This window comes from Asaia astilbis JCM 15831 (genome assembly GCF_000613845.1).
GTDB classification, from domain to species: Bacteria; Pseudomonadota; Alphaproteobacteria; order Acetobacterales; family Acetobacteraceae; genus Asaia; species Asaia astilbis.
Window position 1 is genome coordinate 95,765 of sequence record NZ_BAJT01000001.1, and the last position, 21,983, is coordinate 117,747.

Sequence of the window (21,983 nt, forward strand, 5' to 3'; positions counted from 1 at the left end):
AAGATGTCGGAGCGGGTCTTCTCTGACATCTCTCTTGTCGATGTCATGTCGGGAGCAGGATCGTGACGCTTGGTCGTCAGATCCGCACCCAGCGCCTCGTCCTGCAACCGGTGACCTGGCGCGACATGCAGGATATGATACGTCTCAAGACCAATGGCGCGTCATTTGGGCGCATGCTGGGCGGCGTACGCTCGCTTCAGCAGGTTGAGGATGAAATGGGCGACGACCTCTCTTTCTGGGCAAAGAGAGGCGTCGGCATTTTTACAATCCGGGAAAATGACCGCTTTGTCGGAATGACGGGCCTCCATGAACGTCCCGATGGGCGAGGGCTCGGACTGCGCTTTGCTCTGGTGCCTGAGGCGGCAGGTCGGGGTATCGCTCGTGAGGCGGCTGGTGCGGCCCTGCGCTTTGCACTGGACGCAGGCGTTGAGCGCGTGGTGGGTGTCACACGCGAAGACAACATGCCCTCCCGGATTGTGCTGGGAAGCATCGGGCTGAACCATGTCGAGAGTTTCGAGCGGGACGGCTATCTGATGCTGGTCTACGAAATCCGGCAGGACAGAAGGCCAGACTCTCCACGGAGATAAAGTGTCGTCAGACCTCGAGGGGTATCCAGTCTCCGATCGGGCGGCAAAAAGATAGCTGATTGTGCGGAAGATTTATCCCAGCGTTGCGCTGGTGTGTCTCGAGCTTATGGCTCGTCTCAGGCTTCGATGCAGAGATATCTGACAGATCGACCGATATAGCGGAAAATCCTGCAAAGCTGCAGTGGAAACAGCCCTGTGAGCAGCAAACCCTCTTCCGGATCGTGGGCTTTGGGACCGGAAGAGGAGCCTGGTTTTAGTGGTGGTGTGCGATCTGGCGCTCGAGAGCTTGATGAGCGTCTCGACATTGCCGCCATTGCGCGCGAGGTAAGAGCTGTAATCCTGACGCTGGGTCAGGCGCAGGCTCGTGCCTTCACCGATCATGTCCACAATCTTCAGGCCGCCGTCATGGGCGATCAGAACGCCCATTTCGGCAACGGGCTGGCCCGGGCGCATGATCTGGGCGCTGACCAGCTCGCCGTTCGGCGTGTTGGTGGAGCCGGTGACCTTGAAGCTGACGCCCTTGTAGTCACCGATTCGGTCGGTCACGGCACCAACGAGAACCTGGTTGAAGAGCGCGAGATAACGAGCCTGTTGATCGGGCGATGCCGTACGCCAGTAGCGACCGAGGCAGAACTTGCCGATCGTGGCGATATCGACGTTCTCCTGCACGAGAGGCAGGACGGCCTGCCGCTTCTCTACAAGGGATTTGTCGCTGTTGATGATCCCAATCAGCTTGCTGCCGAAAGCGGTCACGAAAGCCTGACCGTCAGCTGCCTGAGCCGGTGTGCCAAGGGCAGCAACGGAGACGAGGGCCGTGGTCATCAGACCAAGGGCCGCACGACGGGAAAAGGAAAAGCATGTCTTGATCATGTCGGGAGGTCCTTAATTGTACCAGTCCGGCACGGTCGCCCGGTGGTCGTTGCGCATGGTTTCAACCTGACTCTCACGATTCTGCTGCCAGGCACTTCTGATGAACGCATAGGGATCGAGCGAGTCCTGCTCGACCTGATCGATCTCGTCAATATGAGACGAGAACCCGCCCAGTGCACCAGCGATGTTATAGGCCCAGTTGAAGGTCAGCAGACCGTAGCCGCGTGGCACATAGTTGATGGGCGACAGGCCTTGGGCAATTGCATAGCCGCCAGCGTCACGGAAGGTGTTCGGTCCGATTCCCGGTAGGAAGAGATAAGGACCGCTGGGCACGCCCCAGGTTGCCAGTGTCAGGCCCGGATCGCTGTCGTGATGCGGATATCCGAGTGAGGTCGCGACATCGATGAAGCCAGCTGCGCCGAGTGTCATGTTGATGAGATAACGCATGAAGTCATCGCCAGCGCGACGCGGCTTGCCCGCACCGACATCGCTGAAGAAGACCGTCGGCATATACCAGGTCTGATTCAGGTTATCGATCGAGCTGCGAATGGGCTTGGGAACAGCCCAGGCCCACGCCTTGCCGACCGGACGCAGCGCCACATGATAGGCCCACATCTGCACGCCGAACATCTTGCGGTTGACCGGCTCATACGGGTCGTTCGCTTCCTTGTAGTCGGCGAGCGCTTCAGGATCTTTCGGCGGCGGGTTGCGCCAGCTCGCGCAGGCACTCAGCGAAACAAGGGCGGTCAGTCCGACAAGCAGGCGGCCATTCTTGCGCCATTCACGCCGTTTGGTCCGGCTTTCGACGGCAGATCCGGTTTCAGGCCGGTTATCGGAATCACCTAGCGGTGCGGTCATCGCAGTCCCCAAGTCGTGTCAGCGCGCTTGTCTGCGCCAGAATGCGCGCACCAGCTCACGATCGTTTTGTTGCAGGCTGTAAACAGCCTTGGCGTCATTACCTCAATAGCATCATCGCAGACACAGCAGGGAGTCCCCTTCCCGGTGGGGGAAGGTGCTCGCGCTGTCTCATGGAAGACGCAGCATGTTGGTTTTCTAACACGATGTCTGTCAGATGCCAGACTGTCGATACCAACTCATGCCCCGTGCATAGCGTTTGAATCGGGCTACGGTTGGCTCAGAGCCTGTTCGGACACTTTGACATGGAACATTTATCTGATCACTGTGGCGTCAAATCAACAGATGGAAGCGCGTAGTCCATGAGAGCAAAAGTGAAGAGTGCCGTTTGCCTGTCAGTTCTGGCCGGAATGACAAGCGGTGCGGCGATGGCAGCGCCTGCGGTGACGGTGCAGCCCTGGGGCAAGACCCCGGCCGGGCAGGATGTCAAAATCATCACCCTGACCAATGATCATGCGATGACCGTGCGGGTCATCACCTATGGAGGCATCATCCAGTCTGTTGAGGCACCCGACCGCGAAGGACGTGTGCAGGATCTGGTGCTCGGTTTCGGCACGCTCGACGGGTACACGAAGGACTCGGCACAGGGCGGTCTCTTTTTCGGCGCCATGATCGGTCGATATGCCAATCGTCTGGCTCACGGCAGCTTCACCGTCGATGGCAAAAGCTATCATACGGATCTGACCGATGCGCCCAACGCTCTCCACGGTGGCAAGATCGGCTTTGACAAGCATGTCTGGACGCTCGTCGATACGAAAAAGACGGCCAAGGGCGCAGCTGTAACGCTGCAACTGGTCAGCCCCAACGGCGATCAGGCTTCCCCGGCGCGTTGACCACAACGGTCACGTACACGCTGGACGAAAACAATGCACTCAGCCTGCATTATCAGGCGACGACGGATGCGCCGACGGTTCTGAACCTGACCAATCACAGCTACTGGAACATCAATGGCGAAGGATCGGGCTCGATTGAGAACGAAATCCTTCAGGTCAATGCAGAGCGTTACACGCCGACGGATGCAACATCGATTCCGACGGGTGAGCTGGCTCAGGTCGAGGGAACACCGCTCGATTTCCGTAAACCGACCCGCATCGGCGACCGGCTGCGCAGCGATTTCGTGCAGATGCTCTATGCGCGAGGCTATGACCATAACTGGGTTGTCGACGGGGCCTATGGCAAGGCACCCCGCCCGGCTGTGAACGTGTTCGATCCGGCATCGGGCCGTACGCTCGACGTGTCGACCAATCAGCCCGGTGTTCAGGTTTACACCTCGAACTCGCTGAACGGAAAATATGCAGGTATCTCACATCGTGCCTATCGTCAGACTGACGCTATCGCGATTGAGGCCGAGCATTATCCTGACAGCCCGAACCATCCTTCCTTTCCGACAACGGAACTGCGTCCGGGTCAGAAGTTCGATTATACGACCATCTTCAAGCTCGGCACGCGCTGAGCCGTTTTCTGCCCGCCAGTTCGGCGGGTAGATCCTGACACGGTCAGTCGGTCTGCATACGGGTTGATCGAGTCGTTAGGGCGGGGCAGCAGCGGGCCGAGACAAGTAAGGCCTGTCTGCTTCGTTTTCCCATTGGGGATCAGGTGATTACCCTGCGCATCGCTTGTGATGAGAGAAGGCTTTCAGAGCTTGCGGTCGCGCTTGATCCGGTCCCAGGCCGCATTGATGCGGGCAACGCGGTCGGCGGCTTGGCTGTTGCCTCCTGGCTCAGGTTTTTCTGACTCAGCACATCGATGATGTTCCCGGATAAGCATACGCCAGCGCGCTCGGACTTCCTGATCCGTCGCCGATCGCGTGAGGCCGAGCTCGACATACGAGTCATTTTCGTTGGTGGCTGAGCCCGAACGTCCGGTCTCCGCCCGATCCCAGGCTCCCGGGGGCAACCCGAACGAGGCATGGACCTTTTTCAGGAACGCCGTTTCTGCCGGGTGCAACGCCGCACCGGGTGCCAGATCGGCGCGCGCAATGACAAACAGCGCCATCAGCAGATTTTCAAGCGGTGCACGATCCTTGGCAAAGCCCTTGCCCAGCTCACGTGCATACATCTCGTAATCATCGGTGCGATCACGGGCCCGGTCGAAGAGCATGCCCACTTCGCGCGTGTTGTCAGACGGAAACTGGAACAGCGACTTGAAGGCTGAAATTTCGGCTTTGTTCACCGGGCCGTCGATCTTGGCCATCTTGGCACAAAGCGCCACGAGGCCGATTGTATAAAGCTGTTCCGTCTTGCCGAGCAGGGTGGACATCTTGGCGGCAGCCATAAACGCGGCCCCGTTGGGGTCGGGCTGGCCTTTGGTGCGCCAGTGTTCGTGCCATCCACCAACAGGCGTTTCGAGCAGTGATCCGCGATCGGCAGCGTGACCCAGTGCCGCTCCCATCAGAGCGCCCATAGGTCCGCCTACAGCGAAACCCGCCACGCCCCCGAACATCTTGCCCCATAATCCCATCCACAACCGGTAGCATGAGGCAGGGGCGAGTTCAAACGATGGCTGGGGGATCTGCTTCAGAGAGGGCGGGTTGTCCCGTCTCTGTGACCAACGACAAGCGGGGCAGCGAGCGGGAGAGTGCGTCCGTCAGGGCTGTGAAATCATAGGGCTTGAGCAAAAGCGTGACGGTGGGATCGTTCTGCACGGTGTGACTGTCACCTGTTGCGAAAACGATGCCGATATCCGGACGTCTGACTCTTGCCTGCGCGGCCAGTTCCTTTCCGGAGAGACCGGGCAGATTGATATCGGTCAGCAGCACGTCGACCGGCATGGTCTGCAGGACGATCAGCGCTTCATCGTAATCTGCGGCTTCGACGGCGAGATAGCCTGATTCCCTGAGCATTTCCGCTGTCGCCTGACGGATTAACCGGTCGTCTTCGACCAGCAGAACCGTGATGCAGAGTGTCCCCGTGGGTGTAGTCGGTGCATCGAATATCGCGGTCGTGGGCTCAGCCGCGTTCTGAGCCGGACTTGCCGCGGCGGCATCAGAGCGAGCAGGCTGCGGACCAGGGCCCGACATCCCTCGCTGTTGGCGGTTCGCCAGCACATGGCGAAATTTCCGAGCGAGGGCGTCGCGCGTATAGGGCTTGGAAAGCAGCTCGACCCCGGCATCGAGGCGCCCGCCATGGACTATCGAGTTTTCCGTATAGCCCGACGTAAACAGGACAGCGATGTCGGGCAGGCGCTCCCGGGCCTTGCGTGCCAGTTCGGGGCTTTTGAGGGAGCCGGGCATGACGACGTCGGTAAACAGCAGATCGATCGGCAGGCCGCTTTCGATCACGACGAGAGCATTGGCGGCGTCTGTCGCCTTGAGGACCTGATAGCCGAGCTCGGTGAGCATTTCGACGACGGTTGCCCGAACGTCCTCGTCATCTTCAACGACCAGAACGGTCTCTGTCCCGCCGATAACCGGGGTATTATGGCTGGCGATCTCGACATCTTCGGTCTCAAGCGCGCGCGGCAAATAGAGCTTGATGGTCGTGCCGTCACCCGGTTCGGAGTAGATGTTGATATGGCCGCCAGATTGCTTGACGAAGCCATAGACCATCGAGAGCCCAAGGCCTGATCCCTTGCCTTCCGGCTTGGTCGAGAAGAACGGCTCGAACACTTTTGTCAGGACGTCCGGCGTCATGCCAGAACCTGTGTCGGAGACGGCGAGCATCACATATTGACCCGCCCTGACGTCGTCATGACGGCTGACATAGGCATCATCCAGCTGGGCATTCCCGAGCTCGATGGTCAGCTTGCCCTGACCCTCCATGGCATCGCGCGCATTGATGGCCAGATTGAGGAGAGCGTTTTCGATCTGGGTCGGGTCGATGAACGTGTTCCACAACCCGCCAGCCACGACGGTCTCGATTTCGACACCCTCGCCGATGGCGCGTCGCAGCATGTCATCCATGCCACGCACGAACCGGGTCACATTGACGACCTTTGGCTCGAGCGCCTGACGGCGCCCGAAAGCCAGGAGCTGACTGGCCAGCTTGGCCCCGCGCGAGACACCGCCCATGGCACTGCCCACACGACGCTCAGCCCGGGTATTGCCCGCCACGTCTTTGGCCAGCAATTGAAGATTACCGGTGATCACCTGGAGCAGGTTGTTGAAATCATGGGCAACGCCCCCGGTTAGTTTGCCGATGGCCTCCATTTTCTGTGACTGGGCGAGTTTCGTCTCGGCGCGCCGGCGCTCGGTAATCTCGTCGATTACTCTGCTTTCGAGCGTCTCGTTGAGTGTACGGAGCTGCTCTTCAGCGCGTTCACGGTGTCTGACCTGTCGGGCAAGGTCGTCCGCCCGCTCCAGCAGGGAGGCTTCGGCGGCACGCTGATGCGTGATGTCGGTGTGCACGCCTACCCATTCGGTGATGAGGCCTTGCGCGTTCTGGATCGGGAGCGCGCGAATGGCAAAGCTCCGCCAGCTGCCGTTATGGCTGCAAACGCGATGTTCATGAACGAACATGGTTTTTGTCGAGACGGCTGTGTTCCAGGCGATGACAGAAGCCGCTGCGTCATCGGGGTGCACTGCATTGGCCCAGCCAAAGCCCTGGTACTCGTCATAGGTCTGACCGGTGAGCGTGGCCCAGCCGGGTTGCTCCCCGAGCATCCGGCCGTCGGCGCTTGTCGTCCACAAGACGCCGTGCATGGCGCGCATGGCGGTACGGAAGCGCAGATCGCTTGCGGCGACGTCGGCAATGCGGCGCGCCCGCTCTTCGACATCGACGCCGAGAATATGAACGCCCGGTATGGAACCGTCGGCTTCGATATGCGGGACATAGCGAAACTCGGTATGCCGACGTGTGCCGTCGCGTTGAGGCAGAGTTGTCTCGGCTGTAATCGTCTGGCCCGAAAGCGCCCGATCGAGATCGGGGCGTCGATCTTCATAGACTTGCTCGCCAAGAACCTCGCGCACCGGGCGATCGATGATCCGCTCGAGGGGGAGACCGAGCCAGGTTTCATAGGCGGCGTTGGCAAAGCGATAGTTTCGCGCCTGATCGACATAAGAGATGAGGACCGGCGACGCATCGGCGACGCGGCGCAGGTCGGCCTCGCTCGCAGCCAGTCGTGCCTCGGCTCTGGCACGTTCCGTATTATCCACGATGGTGCAGAGGACACCGTGGGGTCTCTCATCCAGATCGTAGACAGGGGTGAAGTAGAAATCGAGAACGCGCGTGTCGACGTGATTTTTTCGATTCAGGCTGATAGTGTGATTGCCGAAAGACGATGTCTCGCCGCGCATCCCGGCGTCCAGAACCGGGCCCGCCCAGTCGGCCAGCTCAGGAAAGGCTTCGCCGAAGGGCGCACCCAGAGCGCAGGGATGGCGATCTCCTGCAATAAGACTAAAGGCATCGTTATACAGCAGGCGCCGTGCCGGGCCCCAGACGAGCAGCTTCGGGACGGGAGAGTTGACGACATTGGTGACGGTGGCTCTCAGCGCGTCCGACCAGCCCCGCGCAGGACCGATATCGTTCTGTGCCCAGTCCAGCGCTCTGATCAGCGCGCCGCATTGCCCGCCCGCCAGGGGAAAAGCCAGAGCATTGCGGCGTTGCGTCGCGATGGTTCGCTCTCGCAAAAGCGCCAGTCCGGCCTCCAGCATGTCGCCTTCGCTGGCATAATGGCCTTGTCTGATCTCGGCCTCCATGAAGGTCTGGAGGTCTTGAGAAGTGCTTGAGGAGGGGAGCGGGCGAGACGACATGGAACAACGAGGCCCTTGCAGCACAGGAGCGAGCTTGACGGAAATTTCGTTAAATATCGACAACGATCGTGATTGGCTAGGAGAACTTGGTGCTGCAGAGGCAGGCTCTAACGTGCGACCTGAATACTCAGGCTGACATGTCTCATCGCATATGGATTTTCCTGAAACGAGTGCTCGGGGCCGGGGCACGAAGGGGGACCGTTGCTAGAGCCTGGCCTTGAGCGAGGTGAGACAGGCCACGCGCAGGGCCGAGGCCAGCGGGCGTTCAGGCGGGCGTGTGGTGTCTATGCGGGCAATCAGGGATGCCAGTGAATGGCCAGCGCTCATCTCTTCCAGAACGGCCCAGAATTCGGGTTCGAGCGCGATGCTGGTGCGGTGGCGTGAGAGCGTGAAACTGCGTTTGATGAGATCACTCATTCTGCGCGCCTCCGAGCAGCTCCGATTTTGCCCAGCTTGCGGCCTCGGCAACAAGCGGATTTTCGTCCTGCTGCAAGCCATCGATCAGCGGCAGATGCGCTGGATCGCCCGAGTTGCCCAGCGCAATCAGAACGTTTCTGACAAAGCGGTTGCGTCCGATCCGTTTGATCGGCGACCCGCTGAAGAGCGTGCGAAATCCGGCATCGTCGAGGCGGGCAAGCGTATCGAGTTGCGGTGCCATCAGATCGGCGCGCGGCTGAAGCTTCAAATGGCGTGAAGTCGCCGCAAAGCGGTTCCACGGGCAGGCATTGAGGCAGTCATCGCAGCCATAGATGCGATTGCCCATTGCCTTGCGGAATTCGACCGGGATCGGCCCCTCATGCTCGATGGTCAGATAGGCAATGCAGCGTCTTGCATCGAGCTTATAAGGCGATGGAAAGGCGTCAGTCGGCAGGCGGTCAGGCAGCGCGTGCAGCTGCCGCAAGACCCGGCACGCGGCGCGGAGGGGGCAAGCGCGAGGGTCGTGTAGATCTCGCCCAGCAGCAGCCATGAGCCGTGATCGCGCGAGACGAGATTGGTGTGTTTGCCCTGCCAGCCAAGCTGGGCCTGTTCCGCTAGCGGCTTTTCGAGCACAGGGGCCGTATCGACGAAGACTTTCACCTCTGTGCCGTCACCGCCGACATCCTGCCGCACGACAAACTGCGCCAGATGTTTCAGCATCCCCTTGAGCACATCATGATAGTCACGATGGCGGGCATAGACCGAGATCGTGCCCGTATCGGGTTGGTCGAGGGTTTCAGCGGGGTCGGCTTCGGGCGCGTAAGAGAGACCGAGCGAAATGACGCTGCGGACGTCGGGCCAGAGCGCCTTGGGGTCGCCGCGCTGTTCGAGGCGTTGCTCCATCCAGCTCATGGTGCCGTGACGACCGTTTTCGACAAATTCGCGCAGCCTCGCGCGCGCTTCGTCGGGCAGGGACGCGTCGCAGAACCCGATCGCATCGAAGCCGAGATGCCGCGCATGGTCGGCAATGCGGTCTTCGATGCTCTTCTTCATAGGCGGTGGGGCGTCATGGAAGCGCAGGCCAGTCCGGCTTTGGAAACTCATCCTGGGACCAGTCACCTGCGGCCCAGTCGGCACGCAGAGCCTGCGCCTTTTCCGGCAGCGTGCCATCCACGATGGCGGTGCGGATCTGACGCATCAGGCGCTGGTAATAGGCCAGATTATGCCATGTCAGCAGCATCGGGCCGAGGATCTCATTGGCGCGGAACAGATGGTGCAGATAGGCGCGGCTGTGGCGCGAGCAGGCCAGACAATCGCAATCCGGGCTGATCGGTCGGTTATCTTCGGCATGGCGCGCATTGCGCAGATTCAGCGTGCCGCGCTCGGTGTAGGCACGTGCCGTGCGCCCGGCGCGCGTGGGCATGACGCAGTCGAACATGTCGACGCCGCGTTCGATGCCACCCAACAGATCGTCAGGCGTGCCGACGCCCATGAGATAGCGCGCATGATCCTGCGGCAGGAGCGGCGTGGTGAAATCGAGCGTCGAGAACATCAGTTCCTGACCTTCGCCCACGGCCAGACCGCCAATAGCGTAGCCTTCAAAGCCGATATCGGTCAGAGCCTGGGCGGAACGCGCACGCAGATCGCGCTCAGTGCCACCTTGAACGATGCCGAACTGTCCGTAGCCGGGGCGCTGCACAAAAGCCTCGCGTGAGCGCGCGGCCCAGCGCATGGAAAGCTCCATGGAGGATTCCAGACGGTCAGGCGTGGCAGGCAGAGCCGGGCATTCATCGAAGCACATGGTGATGGTGGCATCGAGCGCGTGCTGGATATCCGTGCTGCTCTCAGGGGTCAGACGATGCTTGGAGCCGTCGATATGCGAATTGAACGTGACGCCATCCTGATCAAGCTTGCGCAGCGCGCCGAGCGACATGACCTGAAACCCGCCTGAATCGGTCAGGATCGGCCCGGACCAGTCCATCATGCGATGCAGTCCGCCCATCTTGCGGACACGCTCTGCGCCGGGTCGCAACATCAGGTGATAGGTGTTGCCCAGAATAATTCCCGCACCGGTCGAACGCACGGCATCCATCGTCATGGCCTTGACCGTGCCCACCGTGCCCACCGGCATGAAGGTGGGGGTCGGGATCGTGCCATGGGCTGTATGCAGATGCCCCGCACGGGCCTGACCGCAGCAGGCCTCGGCCTTCCACTGCATTTTTGTTGCGTGTTCGGTCATGGCGCGCGGTCCAGCAAGCAGGCATCTCCGTAGGAATAAAAGCGGTATTTCTCCGCAATGGCATGGGCATAGGCCGCTTGCATCGTGTCCGTGCCTGCCAGGGCGCAGACGAGCATGAAGAGGGTCGAGCGCGGCAGGTGGAAATTGGTCATCAGCCGGTCGACAGCGCGAAACCGGTAACCGGGTTTGATGAAGATCGCTGTTTCCCCTTCCCAGGGATGCACGATGCCGTTTTCATCGGCAGCACTTTCCAGCAGGCGTAGACTGGTTGTGCCGACAGCGATGACTTTACTGCCTTTTGCCCGCGTGTCGTTGATGAGCTGCGCCGTCGGTGCGTCGATGCGTCCCCACTCGGCATGCATCTTGTGGCTGGCAATCTCGTCACGCACGGGCAGGAATGTGCCTGCGCCGACATGCAGGGTCAGCGTGTGGCGTATGACACCACGTGCGTCGAGCGCTGCCAGCAGCTCGGGCGTGAAATGCAATCCCGCTGTCGGAGCCGCGACAGCCCCTTTATAACGTTCGAAAATGGTCGCGTAATCGCTGTCATCCTGCGCTGTCGGGCCGGTTGGGCGATCGATATAGGGCGGCAGGGCCAGAGCCCCGACGCGCTTCAGAAAATCATCGAACGCCGTGCCTTCGACTGAAAAGCGCATGGAGATGGCACCATCGCCCTCATTCTCCACGACCTCTGCTGTGACAGGATCGGCGCCGAAGTGAAGCGTATCGCCGGGGCGCAGCTTGCGGGCGTTTTTCGCCAGAGCGTGCCAGTTGCCATCGCTCAGAATGCGATCGAGCGTGATCCCGATTTTCGCTTCCCCGCGTTGTGCTGCAAGCTGAGCGCGGATGACAGCCGTATCATTGGCGATCAGCAGATCGCCCGGCTCGAGCAGGGAAGGCAGGTCGGATACACGATGCTCGGCCAGCACCTGTCTGGCAGCAACGCGCAGCAGACGGGCGCTGTCTCGCGGGCGGGCGGGCTCGAGGGCGATATTCTCGCGCGGGAGGTCGAAGTCGAAATCGGATATCTGCATGGGCGGCTTCGTTTAGGCCAGATTGCGTGTGAAATACCAGCGTAAATCATGCACAGGACAGGCGCCGCGACGCTTCCCTCTACCTTTTACAGCGTCACTCTTTGATGGGGTTCCAAAGGTGCTCCGGGTTCGATCGATCGCGCATCTGAGGGCAGTGATGAGTCATGTTCTTCGGCTTTGTCGAGGGCCTCGCGTTCCGGACACAGCTTGAGGTGATCGATGAGCCAGCGTCCCGCGGGACCGGGCGGCTCGGTGGTGGAATAGACCACATTCATCGGCATGGTCGCGCCTCCCTGAGAGAAACCGTCAATAGTCAGTTCGACCAGACGGCCCGCATCGAGGTCGGCAGAGATGCTGTGCACGGGCATGCCGCCCCAGCCGAGCCCTCCGAGCAGGAAGTGATGCTTGGCGTAGAGATCGGCCAGACGCCAGGTAAAGGGCGACAGGATGCTGCGTTCACGTCCTTCAGAAAGAGTGGTGCGGTCTGTCAGGACCAGCTGCACATGTCTGGCGAGCTCATCGCGCGGGATAGGGCCTTGAAGCTTTGCCAGAGGATGTTCAGCCGAAGCGACCATCATGAAGCGGATGTCACCGAGGGACTCTTCTGAGCAGGAAGGCGGGACATCGGGAAGGGGCCCCGCAATGGCGATCTGTGCGCGTCCGTCGAGAATGGGCTGAAAAACACCGCCCAGTGCTTCGACGAACAGACGCAGCGGCGTGTGAGGGAAAGTCTCCCGAAAGCTGCGCGCCACATGGGTCACGCGGTCCATGGGGAAAAACACATCGACAACGACAGAAAGCTCAGGTTCGATCCCTGAAGACATGCCATAGGCTCGTGCCTTCATACGATCGACGTTCATGACGATCCCACGGGCATCCGCCAGAAGGGTCTCGCCCGCCTTGGTGAGCTGCGGGTAGCGGCCGATACGGGTGAACAGCATAACGCCAATCTGGGCTTCCAGCGTGGAAATCATCTCACTGATGGCTGGCTGCGATCGACGAAACAGGCGTGCGGCACCGGAAAAACTGCCCTCATCGGCGGCCGCAATGAAAACGCGTAGCTGATCGAGAGAAATTCTATCGAGCATCCGACTCTACCTATCGTTAAGAGCGATAGTATCCATCGGAATATATTGACTGTCGAGATGGATCACGATGTGAGACGTCTTGGAGGAACAAGCAGACCGAGGTTTCGTTAGACAGTTGCGGTCGCTTCATCCGACAGAAAAAAGGCGATGACCTTATGAAAATCCTTCATCTCGATTCCAGCATTCTGGGCGACAACTCGGCAAGCCGTGCTCTCTCGGCAGAGACGGTGACGCATCTGAAAAACAGCCATCCCGAGGCAGAAATCATCTATCACGATCTTGCGGCTCAGCCGGTTCCGGAGCTGGGTTCCGGGCATGTTGGCGCACGCTTTGGCGCGGAAGTGACTGATGAGGCACTGCAGGCCGACCTGGCTCGTGGCAATGCGTTTATCGATGAGCTGATTGCTGCCGACGTCGTCGTGATCGGTGTGCCCATGTACAATTTCACGGTCTCAGCCCAGCTCAAGAACTGGATCGATCGCATTGTCGTCGCGGGCAAGACTTTCCGTTACGGCGATAATGGTCCGATTGGGCTCCTGCCTGAGGCAAGAAGGCCATTCTGATCTCGACGCGGGGCGGGCAGTACAGTGCGGGCCACGCTGCTGCTGCAATGGATCATCAGGAGCCGCTGCTTTCCGGCATTTTCGGTTTTCTCGGCCTGAAAGACCTCACCTGGATCCGTGCCGAAGGTCTCAGCCGAGGCGGAGATGCGCGCGAGACTGCCATGAGTGCGGCGCGCGCCGAAATTGCGGCCCTTTCTTTCTGAAACCACAGTTCTGAAACAGGAGTCTTCAGCTATGCGCAAAACTCTTCTCGCCAGCGCTACCCTCATCACCGCTCTCGCGGCTGCGGTTGTGCCGCAGGCTCATGCGCAGCAAGGGGGCACGTCCGACCCCAAGGCGGTGCAGGCCGGGAGCTATGCCATTGAGCCCTATCACACGCAGGTCGGCTTCACCCTGCTGCATATGGGCTTCACCAATTTCTCAGGCAGCTTTTCACAAGCGACGGGCTCGCTGACGCTCGACCCTGCTCATCTCGAGAAAACCGTGCTGGATGTGACCTTGCCTGTCGATTCCGTGCAGACGACAGTCGCCAAGCTTGATGAAGAGCTGAAGGGGGCGGACTGGTTCGATGCCAAGAAATTCCCGACAGCCCATTTCGTCTCTACCATGTGACAAGAACGGGGGGAAAGACGGCCAATATCACCGGTGATCTGACCCTGCATGGGGTGACGCGTCCGGTGACCATCCGGGCCCATCTGATTGGCAGCGGTATCAACCCGCTCGACAAGAAAGAGACTGTCGGTTTCGAGGGCAATGCGGTCATCATGCGTTCGGCTTTTGGCGTAAACCGCTACGTACCTCTGGTAGGCGACAGTGTGACGCTGCACATTGCAGGCGCTTTCGAGCGTCAGCCCTGATATGAAATGGAAGCGGGTGGGTGGCTGTCCTTGGAAAGCCTCCGCCCGCTTCGGGTTCTCCCCCCGGATCCCGCGCTCTTATTCTAGGGAAAGGTGCAAGGGGGTGAACTGCGGGCCGGAATGGACTAGACAGGCTGCGCACATTCTTCAGGAGATCGCCCATGTCCTATGCCGCACTTGACGCTGCTCGCGTCGCAAAGGCTGCAAAATCTGCTCTGACGGCTCTTGGTCAGATCAAGGAACAGTCAGAAACTCTTTCCCGCAAGACGATCATGGTTGAGCGTATCGAGCGCTTGCTGCAGCTGCTGCGGAAACCTCGCTGCCCGGTGGCGGTCTGGTGACGCTGACCTCGGAAGAATTCTGGCTTATCAGCAAGAACTGGTAAGGTCGAAAGACTTTCCTGAGACTTTCCTCATGAGTGGGGCAGGAGATAATCTCCTCCCGCTCAGCCCTGATAGGATGCGATTTCGATCAGATTCTGATCAGGGTCGAGGATGTAGATCGAGGTAATCGGACCGAGGGCGCCAATACGCGTGACCGGTCCCTCGATGATAACCACACCGCATTTCTCCAGATGACGCAGAATATTCTCTGAATCGATGGCGGTGGTGAAACACAGATCGCTGACACCCGGAGCCGCGCGCGCAGAGGTTACCCAGCCCTCCGAGTCAACGGGACGAAGATTGATTTTCTGTCCGCCGAAGCTGAGGGAGACGCGATTATTGCGCCCATATTCCTCGATCTCCATGCCCAGAACGCGCTGATACCAGTTGGCGGAGAGCGCACGATCACGCACCGTGAGAACGATGTGGTCGAGGCGGTCGACGGTGAAACGCATGAGGGGCGAACCTTTGCTGACAGGGCTCTTCAAACAGAGGTTCAGCAAGCATTATCAGGCTTTCGCCCCGCCTGACTAGACGCTGCAAGGGGATCATCGGGCAGAAAACGGGTCAGAAACGTCGCAATACCGGGCGCGATGAGCATGAGGACCATGAAGCGCGCGATCTGCATCGCCATGACAAAGGGCATGTCGATCGGTGTTGACGCCGCGATAATCGCGACGGAATCGGCGCCACCCGGGCTTGTCGCGAGATAGGCGCTCAGGAGGTCGACATGGGCGATATGAGCAAGGGGCCATGAGAGCAGGGCGCAGCCACCGATCAAGACGCCTGTCGAGAGCGTGACGGCCGGAAGCGCCCGCCAGACATGGCGCAGCACGTCCTGCGTGAAACGACGGCCGATCATCCAGCCGATGACCACATAGCTCGGTGCCAATAGCCAGACGGGCAGGCGATAATGAAAGCCAAACCCTGTCTGGACGATCAGTCCCCCCGCAAGGCCGAGCAGAAGGGGAGCTGCGCCAAGACGCAGGACAGGGGCGATCAGGAGTGTCGCCGCGACGACGGCAAGGCACGGCCACCAGGGGAGAGCAGGGGCGGCAGTTACGGGAAGGAGGCCGCCATGAGCATGCGTCCCGGCGACGAAATGCGAGATCAGGGATGTCGCAAGCGTTACCAGCAGGACCCGCAGATAGGCCATAAAGGCGACCAGTCTCTGGTCTGCGCCATATGTCTCGCAGAGCAGTGTCATGGCGGTGGCGGCACCGGGTGAGGCACCCCAAAGAGCGACGTTACCCGGCATGACGCGCAATCGCGCGAGCACCCAGCCGAGCGTGAAGCTGAGGATGATGACTGAAAACACGCCGCTCAGAAAAATCACCCAGTGATCGGCGACTTCATGGAGCACCCTGAGCGTCAGACTATGCGCCATAAGTTGCCCGATGATGGCCTGAGCAATTGGAGGTAGTCGTCGATCGAGCGGGATTGTCGCGCCTGAAACCGCCAGAAGGATGGCGGCTACCATCGGGCCGACGAGAAAAGCAGCTGGAAAGCCTGCGAGGGTCAGCCCCCACGCAAACAGCACCGAAAGCGCGCCCAGTAGAGCGAGGAGGCGCGCTTTGCCGATCATGCGGAGAAGTGGATCTGGTCGGTCCGTGTCACACGGCACAGTCTCGGGAAAATATGCTCGAAGGCCATGGTGTGAAGTTCCTTGTTGAGCGAGGTGCAGGCATCTTCGGGAACCACGACATCATAGCCAAGTTCCCAGGCATGACGCAGAGTTGATTCCACGCCGAAATTGGTGGCGATCCCTGCGAGGATGAGCGTCTTGATCCCGCGGCGGCGAAGCTGGAGATCGAGATCGGTGCCCGTGAAAGCACCCCATTGCCGCTTCAAAATGACAATATCACCGTCCTGTTGCAGTTCAGGTGCGAAGTCACTCCAGTCAGCAGGCAGGGGGGATGTATGGGCGAGCGGAGAGTCGACATTTTGCGGCGGTGCATCCGAGAAATCGGGGGCGAAGCCAACATGAACCAGAACGACCGGGGCGCCCGCCTGTCGGGCCTGCTCAGCCAAGGTCGAGCCGTGGTTCAGCACGTCTTTGCCGGAGTGCGGCGTGACGGGCATACTCAGAATGCCTTTTTGCAGATCGATCAGGATGAGAGCAGTCGTCTTGGGGTCAAAAGCCGGCATAGGAGTCTCTTTCGCTTATGGACACGTCACCGACTAGTTATGAGAGGGAATCCTCTCATAAGTCAAATGCGGTCGCGCCGAAACGCCAGCGAGGACGCGAACGTGTGGCCCTGATTCTGGACGCGGCGGGGGCCGTGTTTGCTGAGAAAGGCGTCGATGGTGCGACCATGACCGAGATTGCCGAGCGTTCAGGCACGGCAATAGGGTCGCTCTACCGCTTCTTTCCGACCAAGGAGGGGATCGCGCTCACGTTGCTCGAACGCTTCATCGAAGACCGTCTCGCAAAGCTCGATCAGATCAAGCGGAAAGCCGGTCTGGGGCGTGCGATGCAGCAGCAGGCGCCCTGCTCGAAGCCTGGCTCGACAAGAAGACGGAGCGTGACTTTACCACGCATCTTCTTGCAGCACGGCCAGATGCCGAACAGTTCACCAGTTTCTGGCGGTCCCAGTTTCAGGAGCGTCTTGTCGGTATCCTTGAGGTGGTGATGCCGTCAGCAAGCGTTACGGCATCAGCCCGAGCTGTGGTGTTGCTGCATGTGCTCAAACTGGCACCGCAACTTGTGACAACAGCTGGTGACGAGCCTGTTCGCGCGGAACTACGAAAAATTGTTCTGGGGCTTGTGTCGGGTCTTTAATCGTCAGCGCCTTCGCAAGGCCGGAGAGGCGATCAGGCAGAGCATCGGTCTTACGACGCAGGTCTCCTCAATGAGACCTGCGTCGTAAAGGAGAGAGATGTTATTGTGGGCGTTTGCGGAAGGCGTCGAGGCTGACGACTTGCCCTTCCTCTCCAGTGCCGTTTTCTTTGGGAGTTTCGGCGGGTGTTGTCATGGGCTCGTCGACTTCGGTGGCCATCTCTGCGGGCTCAACCGTGAAGCGCAGGGCCATGCGGATATGGGGGTCGGCAAACGCAGTGATTGCTGCAAAGGGAATGACCAGAATGCTGCCGATGCCGCCGAAAGAGAGCCCGACAGAAACGGTCAGCGCCTCGCGATCCACCTTCAGGTCCCAGAACTGGTGCTGGATGACGATGGTCATATCGTGGGGATACTGGGCGCGCAGGCGATCCGGGATAATGACGCCGGGATAGTCAGTCAGGAAGGTAAGGTAGAAGTGGTGCTCGCCCGGCAATCCTTCGGTGCTGGCATAATCGATCGCACGCAGCATGACTTCCCGATAGGCGTCCTCGACCCATTCATCATAGGGAAGCAGGCTCTCTGGGAGTTCGTGATCCATGCCGTCGCCCTGATCATCGCTCATTCTAACCGATCCACTTTTTTGAGAAACTGATCCCGCAGGGATGCGACGTTTCATGCCCGATGGCAAGGGCAGGGATCGCAGGCGTCTTGCTGAAAGTGGGAGGGCTTCTGTTGCCCGGTGCCCTCCCGAACCGCGCTTATCGCTTATGCAGCGACAGCGAGCACCTTTGTGTTATCATTGGCACTTGTGATTTAGCCCGATAACGGTGGTACAATACCGAGCAAAAGATAAGTCTTTACCACGCACGTCGAGCCTGTTTCGTCCCCTGACTTTCCAGAAGGAAAGGATGGTGGAGACGCCGGGTACTGCCCCCGGGTCCGTAACGATTATTCCACTTACCGTTTATCGCCATAGCCAAGGGCAAGCCCTCCGGCACCGAGGGATATAGGCCCTTGCCGCGCCTTCTACAAGAGCCAGAGAAACTGCGTCCTGAAGAGGGTGGGAAAGTCACGTCTTCGGGGTGCAAGACCATGTTCGTTTTGCCCCGCTTGTGGTAAGCTTTGCTTATGCCGCTGACACCAGAACAACGCGCCGAAATCGACGCCTCCCGCCTTGCGCCAACACAAACGAGTCGGCCGACTGTGCCTGCACTCGAGGCGCTGCTCTTCACTCCTATCGAGTTGCTCGATCATGGTTTTGTCCGTGTCATCGACTACATGGGCGATGATGGCGCTGTCGTGCAGGCGGCGCGCGTTTCCTATGGTCGGGGTACCAAGAAGGTCTCCGAAGATACGGGGTTGATCCGCTATCTCATGCGGCATCGTCATTCGACGCCGTTCGAGATGTGCGAGATCAAGTTCCACGTGAAGCTGCCTGTCTTCGTCGCAAGGCAGTGGATCCGCCACCGCATGGCGAGTGTGAACGAATACTCGGCCCGTTATTCGATTCTCGATCGTGAATTCTATCTGCCTGAGCCCGAGCAGGTTTCAGCTCAGAGCGTGTCGAACCGACAGGGACGCGCCGAGGCTCTGGCGCCGGAAAAAGCGGCAGAAGTGCTCGACCTGCTGCGTCAGGACGCTGTGCGCTGCTACGAGAATTACGAGACCATGCTCGACCCTGAGGGCCTTGGGCTTGCGCGCGAGCTGGCTCGCATGAACCTGACGCTCAACACCTATACGCAGTGGTACTGGAAGATCGATCTCCATAATCTGCTGCACTTCCTCAGCCTGCGCGCCGATAGCCACGCCCAATACGAAATCCGCGTCTACGCCGAGGCGATGCTGGACGTGTTGCGCGCCTGGGTGCCGATCACAGCTGCGGCGTTTACGGATTACCGCCTCGGTTCCTTCACCTTCTCGGCAGGCATGATCGATGTTCTGCGTCGTCAGCTGGCCGGTGAGAGCGTCACCCAGAGCGAGTCCGGTCTGAGCAAGCGCGAATGGGACGAGATGCAGGCCGTTCTGAAAAAAGCCTGACCTCATGAATGACCTTCGGAAGATCATGCAGGACGGTCTGCCCGAGGCGACTCCGCCTCGGGACCTGCCCTCTCTTAAGCCTTGGGTCGTCGTCGCAGTCATCCTCGTGCTGATTTCTCTGGGCATCAGGGTTTTCTGGCCCGTTCCCACTTCGCAGCCTCTGCCGCGCTGCGCCGAACATGCGGAAGCTCAGACTGCCTGCGTGAAATAAGGGACTTGAAGACCAAAGGAGCGCCGCGGCGCTGAGTCGGCGCGCGTTACTTTTTCAGCCCCATCCATTCCGGGTGCCGGTGTTCGATCCAGGCAAGAAGCCTGCCGCTCTGCCGCCGGAGGAAAGGAACGTCCTCCGCCAGCAGGAAAAAGCCCAGCGGCAGCATCCATAGTCCGAGGATCGGCAGAAAGGCGAGGCACCCTCCGAGCATAAACAGGATACCCGCCGGGATTCTGATCCAGCGGCGTGGCGGAGCAAGCAGCCAGCGGGTCAACCGCTGGAGCTTCTCAGGCAGCCTGCCCACGAGGCGGTCGAGCCTGATCTGTCTCTCGCGTTCTTCTGAAACGGAATCGTGCGGAGTGTCGGTCATCCGGTGTGCCCTTTGCCGGGTTCTGTCGAAAAAGTGACACGTATTGATTGTGTCTGTGAGCAAAACTCTCCCGAAACACGAAGGTTTGCGAGCCAGGCGGCTAATCTGGTCCTGTGATGCCGAACGTCTTAAGGTCTGGAGCCGAGCTCGCCTGTCTTTCTTCGCTCCTCGCGACAGGGAGGGTGAAGAGGGGAGGGCGCGAGAGCGCCGCCGCGTCACACTGAGCGTCGGTCAGTGTTGGTGGTTGGGCATTCGATCATCGGTGATGAAACGGACGAAGGCGAAGAAAGCGGGTGTCAGTGAGAAAGAGCGTTTTGTTATCCGTCCTGACGGGCCTTCTTTTATCGGCTTGTACGCCCGCGCCGCCCGCTCATCCGGATGATATCTGCTCGATCTTTCATGAAAAACGCGGCTGGTATCATGCCGCCCTGCGGCAGGAGAGAAAATGGAATGTTCCTTTCTCCGTGCCGATGGCCATCATGTATCAGGAGTCGGGCTTCCACAGTAATCTCCACACCAAACGGACCTATTTCCTGTGGTTCATCCCCTGGGGCTATGTGACCACTGCTTATGGGTACCCTCAGGCGAAAGACGAGGTCTGGCAGGAATACCAGGACGCGACGAATACGAGCGCCAGTCGGGAAAATTTCTCTGACTCGCTCAGCTTCATTAACTGGTACGTAACCAATACGAAGAAGCAGGCACGCGTGCCTGTGACTGACGGAATGAGACAGTATCTGGCCTATCATGAAGGCTTGGTGGATTTCGTAAGCGGTCATATGCGCGAAAAGGCTGGCTTATGACCGTCGCCCGCAAGGTGGGCGCACGCGCCAATGTTTATGCGGCTCAATACACGAGCTGCGAGCAGGACCTCAAAGACAAAGGCTTCTGGGCCTGGCTCTTCGGGTGAGGTTCCACCGCAGCTTCTGATCTCAGGGTGTGGTGACGGGCAGGCATCCCTCTGGAATCTCCTGCGCAAGGAAGCGGGCGAAATCGCGAAAAGCCGGACCACGCGGATCCGAGCTACGCCAGACGAGGCCGATCTGACGGCTGGAGGGTTTCATCGGGCGTGTCACGACCAGCTCCTCCCACTCTGCCCGGTTTTTGAGCGCCAATTGTGGAATGAGGGAGTAGCCTTCTCCCGCACCGATCATGTGCCAGAGCATTTCCAAGCTTGTGGCGAGGCGCTGCTGGTCGCGTAAAGGCATCATGCCGCACACCGCCAGAGCCTGATCACGAAGACAATGCCCGTCTTCCAGAAGCAGAAGGCCGTTTTCTTCCGTGTTGCTGGCGAGGTCTTCCATCGTCATGTGCTCCTGCGTGGCCAGACTATGGTTGCGTGGGAAAACAGCGACGAAGGGTTCTTCGAAAAGAGGTGCTGTCTCAAAACTTTCACCAACGACAGGAAGGGCCGCAAAAACAAGATCCAGCTCGTTCTGACGCAGCTTGCCGAGCATCTGGGCGGTGAGGCTCTCCGTCAGCTGCAGGCGTAGCTCAGGATAGGATCGCCGTAGCAACGGAAGCAGACTCGGCACGTAGTAGGGGCCAAGCGTCGCGATGACGCCGATGCGCAACAGCCCCTCGAGCGGGCCGGTTCGGGCGCGGGCGGCCTCGATCATCGCTCGGGCTGAGGCGAGGACTTCGCGTCCCATGGCAATCAACCGGCTCCCATCGGGAGTTGGCGCGACATGGCGCCTCGATCGCTCGAACAGCGTGACGTCGAGCAGCATTTCCAGTTTGCGCACCTGCTCTGACAGCCCCGCCTGGCTGACACCGCAGCGTTCGGCTGCGCGCGAGAAGTTGCGGAGGTCGTCTACCGCTACAACATATTCGATGTCGCGCAGGGAGAGGCCCGAGAGGGGAATATAGGTCATACCCATAGATAGGACCAATCCTTGTTGTTTGGGAAAAAGGTTTTGCCGATAACTACCATTGACAGAA

21 protein-coding genes, 1 other RNA gene and 5 pseudogenes are annotated in these 21,983 nt (G+C 59.8%); 11 read left to right on the forward strand and 16 right to left on the reverse strand.

All coding sequences use genetic code 11. From position 1 onward, the window contains the following. Window positions 1–62 precede the first annotated feature (62 nt). Entirely contained in the window at window positions 63–587 is a 525-nt protein-coding gene (locus JCM15831_RS00410) for a GNAT family N-acetyltransferase (RefSeq protein WP_025821899.1), read from the forward strand. A 72-nt stretch (window positions 588–659) separates the two neighbouring features. Here JCM15831_RS00410 and JCM15831_RS15460 read toward each other — a convergent pair whose 3' ends face one another. Further along, the gene (locus JCM15831_RS15460; protein WP_306301786.1) at window positions 660–1,457 is read right to left on the reverse strand and encodes an MlaC/ttg2D family ABC transporter substrate-binding protein; all 798 of its coding nucleotides are present in this window, start codon (window positions 1,455–1,457) and stop codon (window positions 660–662) included. Window positions 1,458–1,469: 12 nt separating this feature from the next. Continuing rightward, window positions 1,470–2,315: an MlaA family lipoprotein gene (locus JCM15831_RS00420; protein WP_084490485.1), complete on the reverse strand. Its 846-nt coding sequence runs from the start codon at window positions 2,313–2,315 to the stop codon at window positions 1,470–1,472. Between the two features lie 359 nt (window positions 2,316–2,674). Here JCM15831_RS00420 and JCM15831_RS15465 point away from each other — a divergent pair. After that, window positions 2,675–3,825: pseudogene (locus JCM15831_RS15465) on the forward strand (aldose epimerase family protein). Window positions 3,826–4,007: 182 nt separating this feature from the next. Here JCM15831_RS15465 and JCM15831_RS00430 read toward each other — a convergent pair. The 7 genes and pseudogenes from JCM15831_RS00430 to JCM15831_RS00460 all read right to left on the reverse strand — a co-directional run bounded on the left by JCM15831_RS00430 (window position 4,008) and on the right by JCM15831_RS00460 (window position 12,839). Next, window positions 4,008–4,832 (reverse strand): molecular chaperone DjiA, encoded by an 825-nt coding sequence (locus JCM15831_RS00430; protein WP_025821902.1) that lies wholly within the window; start codon window positions 4,830–4,832, stop codon window positions 4,008–4,010. Between the two features lie 31 nt (window positions 4,833–4,863). Continuing rightward, window positions 4,864–8,061, reverse strand: coding sequence for a PAS domain-containing protein (locus JCM15831_RS00435; RefSeq protein ID WP_084490486.1), 3,198 nt, complete (start codon window positions 8,059–8,061; stop codon window positions 4,864–4,866). 204 nt (window positions 8,062–8,265) lie between these two features. Continuing rightward, window positions 8,266–8,478 carry a ribbon-helix-helix domain-containing protein gene (locus tag JCM15831_RS00440; protein WP_025821904.1) on the reverse strand — a complete coding sequence of 71 codons (213 nt, stop codon included), beginning with the start codon at window positions 8,476–8,478 and terminating at the stop codon, window positions 8,266–8,268. Next, window positions 8,471–9,531, reverse strand: a pseudogene (gene queG, locus JCM15831_RS15470) (tRNA epoxyqueuosine(34) reductase QueG). Before queG ends, JCM15831_RS00440 begins: the two are co-directional and overlap by 8 nt. 13 nt (window positions 9,532–9,544) lie before the next feature. Then, on the reverse strand, window positions 9,545–10,717 hold the full coding sequence (gene tgt, locus JCM15831_RS00450) for a tRNA guanosine(34) transglycosylase Tgt (protein WP_025821906.1): 1,173 nt from the start codon (window positions 10,715–10,717) through the stop codon (window positions 9,545–9,547). Beyond that, window positions 10,714–11,751: a tRNA preQ1(34) S-adenosylmethionine ribosyltransferase-isomerase QueA gene (gene queA, locus JCM15831_RS00455; RefSeq protein ID WP_025821908.1), complete on the reverse strand. Its 1,038-nt coding sequence runs from the start codon at window positions 11,749–11,751 to the stop codon at window positions 10,714–10,716. Before queA ends, tgt begins: the two co-directional genes overlap by 4 nt. 86 nt (window positions 11,752–11,837) lie before the next feature. Further along, complete coding sequence (locus JCM15831_RS00460) at window positions 11,838–12,839, reverse strand: LysR family transcriptional regulator (RefSeq protein WP_025821910.1); 1,002 nt, start codon at window positions 12,837–12,839, stop codon at window positions 11,838–11,840. A 155-nt stretch (window positions 12,840–12,994) separates the two neighbouring features. On the opposite strand from JCM15831_RS00460, the gene JCM15831_RS15475 reads away from it, so the two are divergent. From JCM15831_RS15475 to JCM15831_RS15485, 4 genes and pseudogenes are all read left to right on the forward strand, one after another. Further along, on the forward strand, window positions 12,995–13,402 hold the full coding sequence (locus tag JCM15831_RS15475) for an FMN-dependent NADH-azoreductase (RefSeq protein ID WP_269530211.1): 408 nt from the start codon (window positions 12,995–12,997) through the stop codon (window positions 13,400–13,402). Continuing rightward, window positions 13,402–13,605, forward strand: coding sequence for an NAD(P)H-dependent oxidoreductase (locus tag JCM15831_RS23170; RefSeq protein ID WP_269530231.1), 204 nt, complete (start codon window positions 13,402–13,404; stop codon window positions 13,603–13,605). The genes JCM15831_RS15475 and JCM15831_RS23170 overlap by 1 nt, the downstream gene beginning before the upstream one ends. A 199-nt stretch (window positions 13,606–13,804) precedes the next feature. Continuing rightward, a pseudogene (locus JCM15831_RS15480) lies at window positions 13,805–14,259 on the forward strand (YceI family protein). 161 nt (window positions 14,260–14,420) lie between these two features. Next, window positions 14,421–14,644: pseudogene (locus tag JCM15831_RS15485) on the forward strand (hypothetical protein). A gap of 60 nt (window positions 14,645–14,704) precedes the next feature. Here the strand turns inward: JCM15831_RS15485 and JCM15831_RS00480 are convergent. The 3 genes from JCM15831_RS00480 to JCM15831_RS00490 are packed head-to-tail and all read right to left on the reverse strand — an operon-like array spanning window position 14,705 to window position 16,790. Then, a complete protein-coding gene (locus tag JCM15831_RS00480) occupies window positions 14,705–15,097 on the reverse strand; it encodes a VOC family protein (RefSeq protein ID WP_025821912.1) in 393 nt (130 codons plus the stop codon). A gap of 41 nt (window positions 15,098–15,138) precedes the next feature. Then, window positions 15,139–16,227 (reverse strand): AbrB family transcriptional regulator, encoded by a 1,089-nt coding sequence (locus JCM15831_RS00485; RefSeq protein ID WP_025821914.1) that lies wholly within the window; start codon window positions 16,225–16,227, stop codon window positions 15,139–15,141. Then, entirely contained in the window at window positions 16,224–16,790 is a 567-nt protein-coding gene (locus JCM15831_RS00490) for a hydrolase (protein WP_025821916.1), read from the reverse strand. Before JCM15831_RS00490 ends, JCM15831_RS00485 begins: the two co-directional genes overlap by 4 nt. 104 nt (window positions 16,791–16,894) lie before the next feature. Here JCM15831_RS00490 and JCM15831_RS19775 point away from each other — a divergent pair, with 104 nt between their 5' ends. Both JCM15831_RS19775 and JCM15831_RS21255 read left to right on the forward strand, forming a co-directional pair. Beyond that, on the forward strand, window positions 16,895–17,275 hold the full coding sequence (locus JCM15831_RS19775; protein ID WP_025821918.1) for a TetR/AcrR family transcriptional regulator: 381 nt from the start codon (window positions 16,895–16,897) through the stop codon (window positions 17,273–17,275). Continuing rightward, window positions 17,275–17,424: a hypothetical protein gene (locus tag JCM15831_RS21255; RefSeq protein ID WP_156938672.1), complete on the forward strand. Its 150-nt coding sequence runs from the start codon at window positions 17,275–17,277 to the stop codon at window positions 17,422–17,424. Before JCM15831_RS19775 ends, JCM15831_RS21255 begins: the two co-directional genes overlap by 1 nt. A gap of 100 nt (window positions 17,425–17,524) precedes the next feature. Here the strand turns inward: JCM15831_RS21255 and JCM15831_RS00505 are convergent, their stop codons facing one another. Then, window positions 17,525–18,046 carry an SspB family protein gene (locus tag JCM15831_RS00505; RefSeq protein ID WP_025821920.1) on the reverse strand — a complete coding sequence of 174 codons (522 nt, stop codon included), beginning with the start codon at window positions 18,044–18,046 and terminating at the stop codon, window positions 17,525–17,527. A 94-nt stretch (window positions 18,047–18,140) separates the two neighbouring features. Next, window positions 18,141–18,460, reverse strand: a transfer-messenger RNA (tmRNA) gene (ssrA, locus tag JCM15831_RS20715). A gap of 92 nt (window positions 18,461–18,552) precedes the next feature. Here ssrA and thyX point away from each other — a divergent pair. Further along, window positions 18,553–19,461, forward strand: coding sequence for an FAD-dependent thymidylate synthase (thyX, locus tag JCM15831_RS00510; protein ID WP_025821922.1), 909 nt, complete (start codon window positions 18,553–18,555; stop codon window positions 19,459–19,461). A 4-nt stretch (window positions 19,462–19,465) separates the two neighbouring features. After that, window positions 19,466–19,672, forward strand: coding sequence for a hypothetical protein (locus JCM15831_RS15495; protein ID WP_035773522.1), 207 nt, complete (start codon window positions 19,466–19,468; stop codon window positions 19,670–19,672). Window positions 19,673–19,718: 46 nt separating this feature from the next. On the opposite strand, the gene JCM15831_RS15500 is transcribed toward JCM15831_RS15495, so the two are convergent. Continuing rightward, on the reverse strand, window positions 19,719–20,042 hold the full coding sequence (locus tag JCM15831_RS15500; protein ID WP_035773524.1) for a hypothetical protein: 324 nt from the start codon (window positions 20,040–20,042) through the stop codon (window positions 19,719–19,721). A gap of 299 nt (window positions 20,043–20,341) precedes the next feature. Between JCM15831_RS15500 and JCM15831_RS15505 the strand changes: the two are divergent. After that, window positions 20,342–20,952 (forward strand): annotated as a pseudogene (locus JCM15831_RS15505) (transglycosylase SLT domain-containing protein). A 22-nt stretch (window positions 20,953–20,974) separates the two neighbouring features. Here the strand turns inward: JCM15831_RS15505 and JCM15831_RS00525 are convergent. Next, window positions 20,975–21,916 carry a hydrogen peroxide-inducible genes activator gene (locus tag JCM15831_RS00525; RefSeq protein WP_025821924.1) on the reverse strand — a complete coding sequence of 314 codons (942 nt, stop codon included), beginning with the start codon at window positions 21,914–21,916 and terminating at the stop codon, window positions 20,975–20,977. Window positions 21,917–21,983: the final 67 nt, after the last annotated feature.

What these genes read in the sequence shown, in the direction of transcription:
- JCM15831_RS15460 (WP_306301786.1), bottom strand. Translation starts at nt 1,457, where the DNA reads ATGATCAAGACATGCTTTTCCTTTTCCCGTCGTGCGGCCCTTGGTCTG.
- JCM15831_RS00420 (WP_084490485.1), bottom strand. Translation starts at nt 2,315, where the DNA reads ATGACCGCACCGCTAGGTGATTCCGATAACCGGCCTGAAACCGGATCT.
- JCM15831_RS00430 (WP_025821902.1), bottom strand. Translation starts at nt 4,832, where the DNA reads ATGGGATTATGGGGCAAGATGTTCGGGGGCGTGGCGGGTTTCGCTGTA.
- JCM15831_RS00435 (WP_084490486.1), bottom strand. Translation starts at nt 8,061, where the DNA reads ATGTCGTCTCGCCCGCTCCCCTCCTCAAGCACTTCTCAAGACCTCCAG.
- JCM15831_RS00440 (WP_025821904.1), bottom strand. Translation starts at nt 8,478, where the DNA reads ATGAGTGATCTCATCAAACGCAGTTTCACGCTCTCACGCCACCGCACC.
- tgt (WP_025821906.1), bottom strand. Translation starts at nt 10,717, where the DNA reads ATGACCGAACACGCAACAAAAATGCAGTGGAAGGCCGAGGCCTGCTGC.
- queA (WP_025821908.1), bottom strand. Translation starts at nt 11,751, where the DNA reads ATGCAGATATCCGATTTCGACTTCGACCTCCCGCGCGAGAATATCGCC.
- JCM15831_RS00460 (WP_025821910.1), bottom strand. Translation starts at nt 12,839, where the DNA reads ATGCTCGATAGAATTTCTCTCGATCAGCTACGCGTTTTCATTGCGGCC.
- JCM15831_RS15475 (WP_269530211.1), top strand. Translation starts at nt 12,995, where the DNA reads ATGAAAATCCTTCATCTCGATTCCAGCATTCTGGGCGACAACTCGGCA.
- JCM15831_RS00480 (WP_025821912.1), bottom strand. Translation starts at nt 15,097, where the DNA reads ATGCGTTTCACCGTCGACCGCCTCGACCACATCGTTCTCACGGTGCGT.
- JCM15831_RS00485 (WP_025821914.1), bottom strand. Translation starts at nt 16,227, where the DNA reads ATGATCGGCAAAGCGCGCCTCCTCGCTCTACTGGGCGCGCTTTCGGTG.
- JCM15831_RS00490 (WP_025821916.1), bottom strand. Translation starts at nt 16,790, where the DNA reads ATGCCGGCTTTTGACCCCAAGACGACTGCTCTCATCCTGATCGATCTG.
- JCM15831_RS21255 (WP_156938672.1), top strand. Translation starts at nt 17,275, where the DNA reads ATGCCGTCAGCAAGCGTTACGGCATCAGCCCGAGCTGTGGTGTTGCTG.
- JCM15831_RS00505 (WP_025821920.1), bottom strand. Translation starts at nt 18,046, where the DNA reads ATGAGCGATGATCAGGGCGACGGCATGGATCACGAACTCCCAGAGAGC.
- thyX (WP_025821922.1), top strand. Translation starts at nt 18,553, where the DNA reads ATGCCGCTGACACCAGAACAACGCGCCGAAATCGACGCCTCCCGCCTT.
- JCM15831_RS15495 (WP_035773522.1), top strand. Translation starts at nt 19,466, where the DNA reads ATGAATGACCTTCGGAAGATCATGCAGGACGGTCTGCCCGAGGCGACT.
- JCM15831_RS15500 (WP_035773524.1), bottom strand. Translation starts at nt 20,042, where the DNA reads ATGACCGACACTCCGCACGATTCCGTTTCAGAAGAACGCGAGAGACAG.
- JCM15831_RS00525 (WP_025821924.1), bottom strand. Translation starts at nt 21,916, where the DNA reads ATGACCTATATTCCCCTCTCGGGCCTCTCCCTGCGCGACATCGAATAT.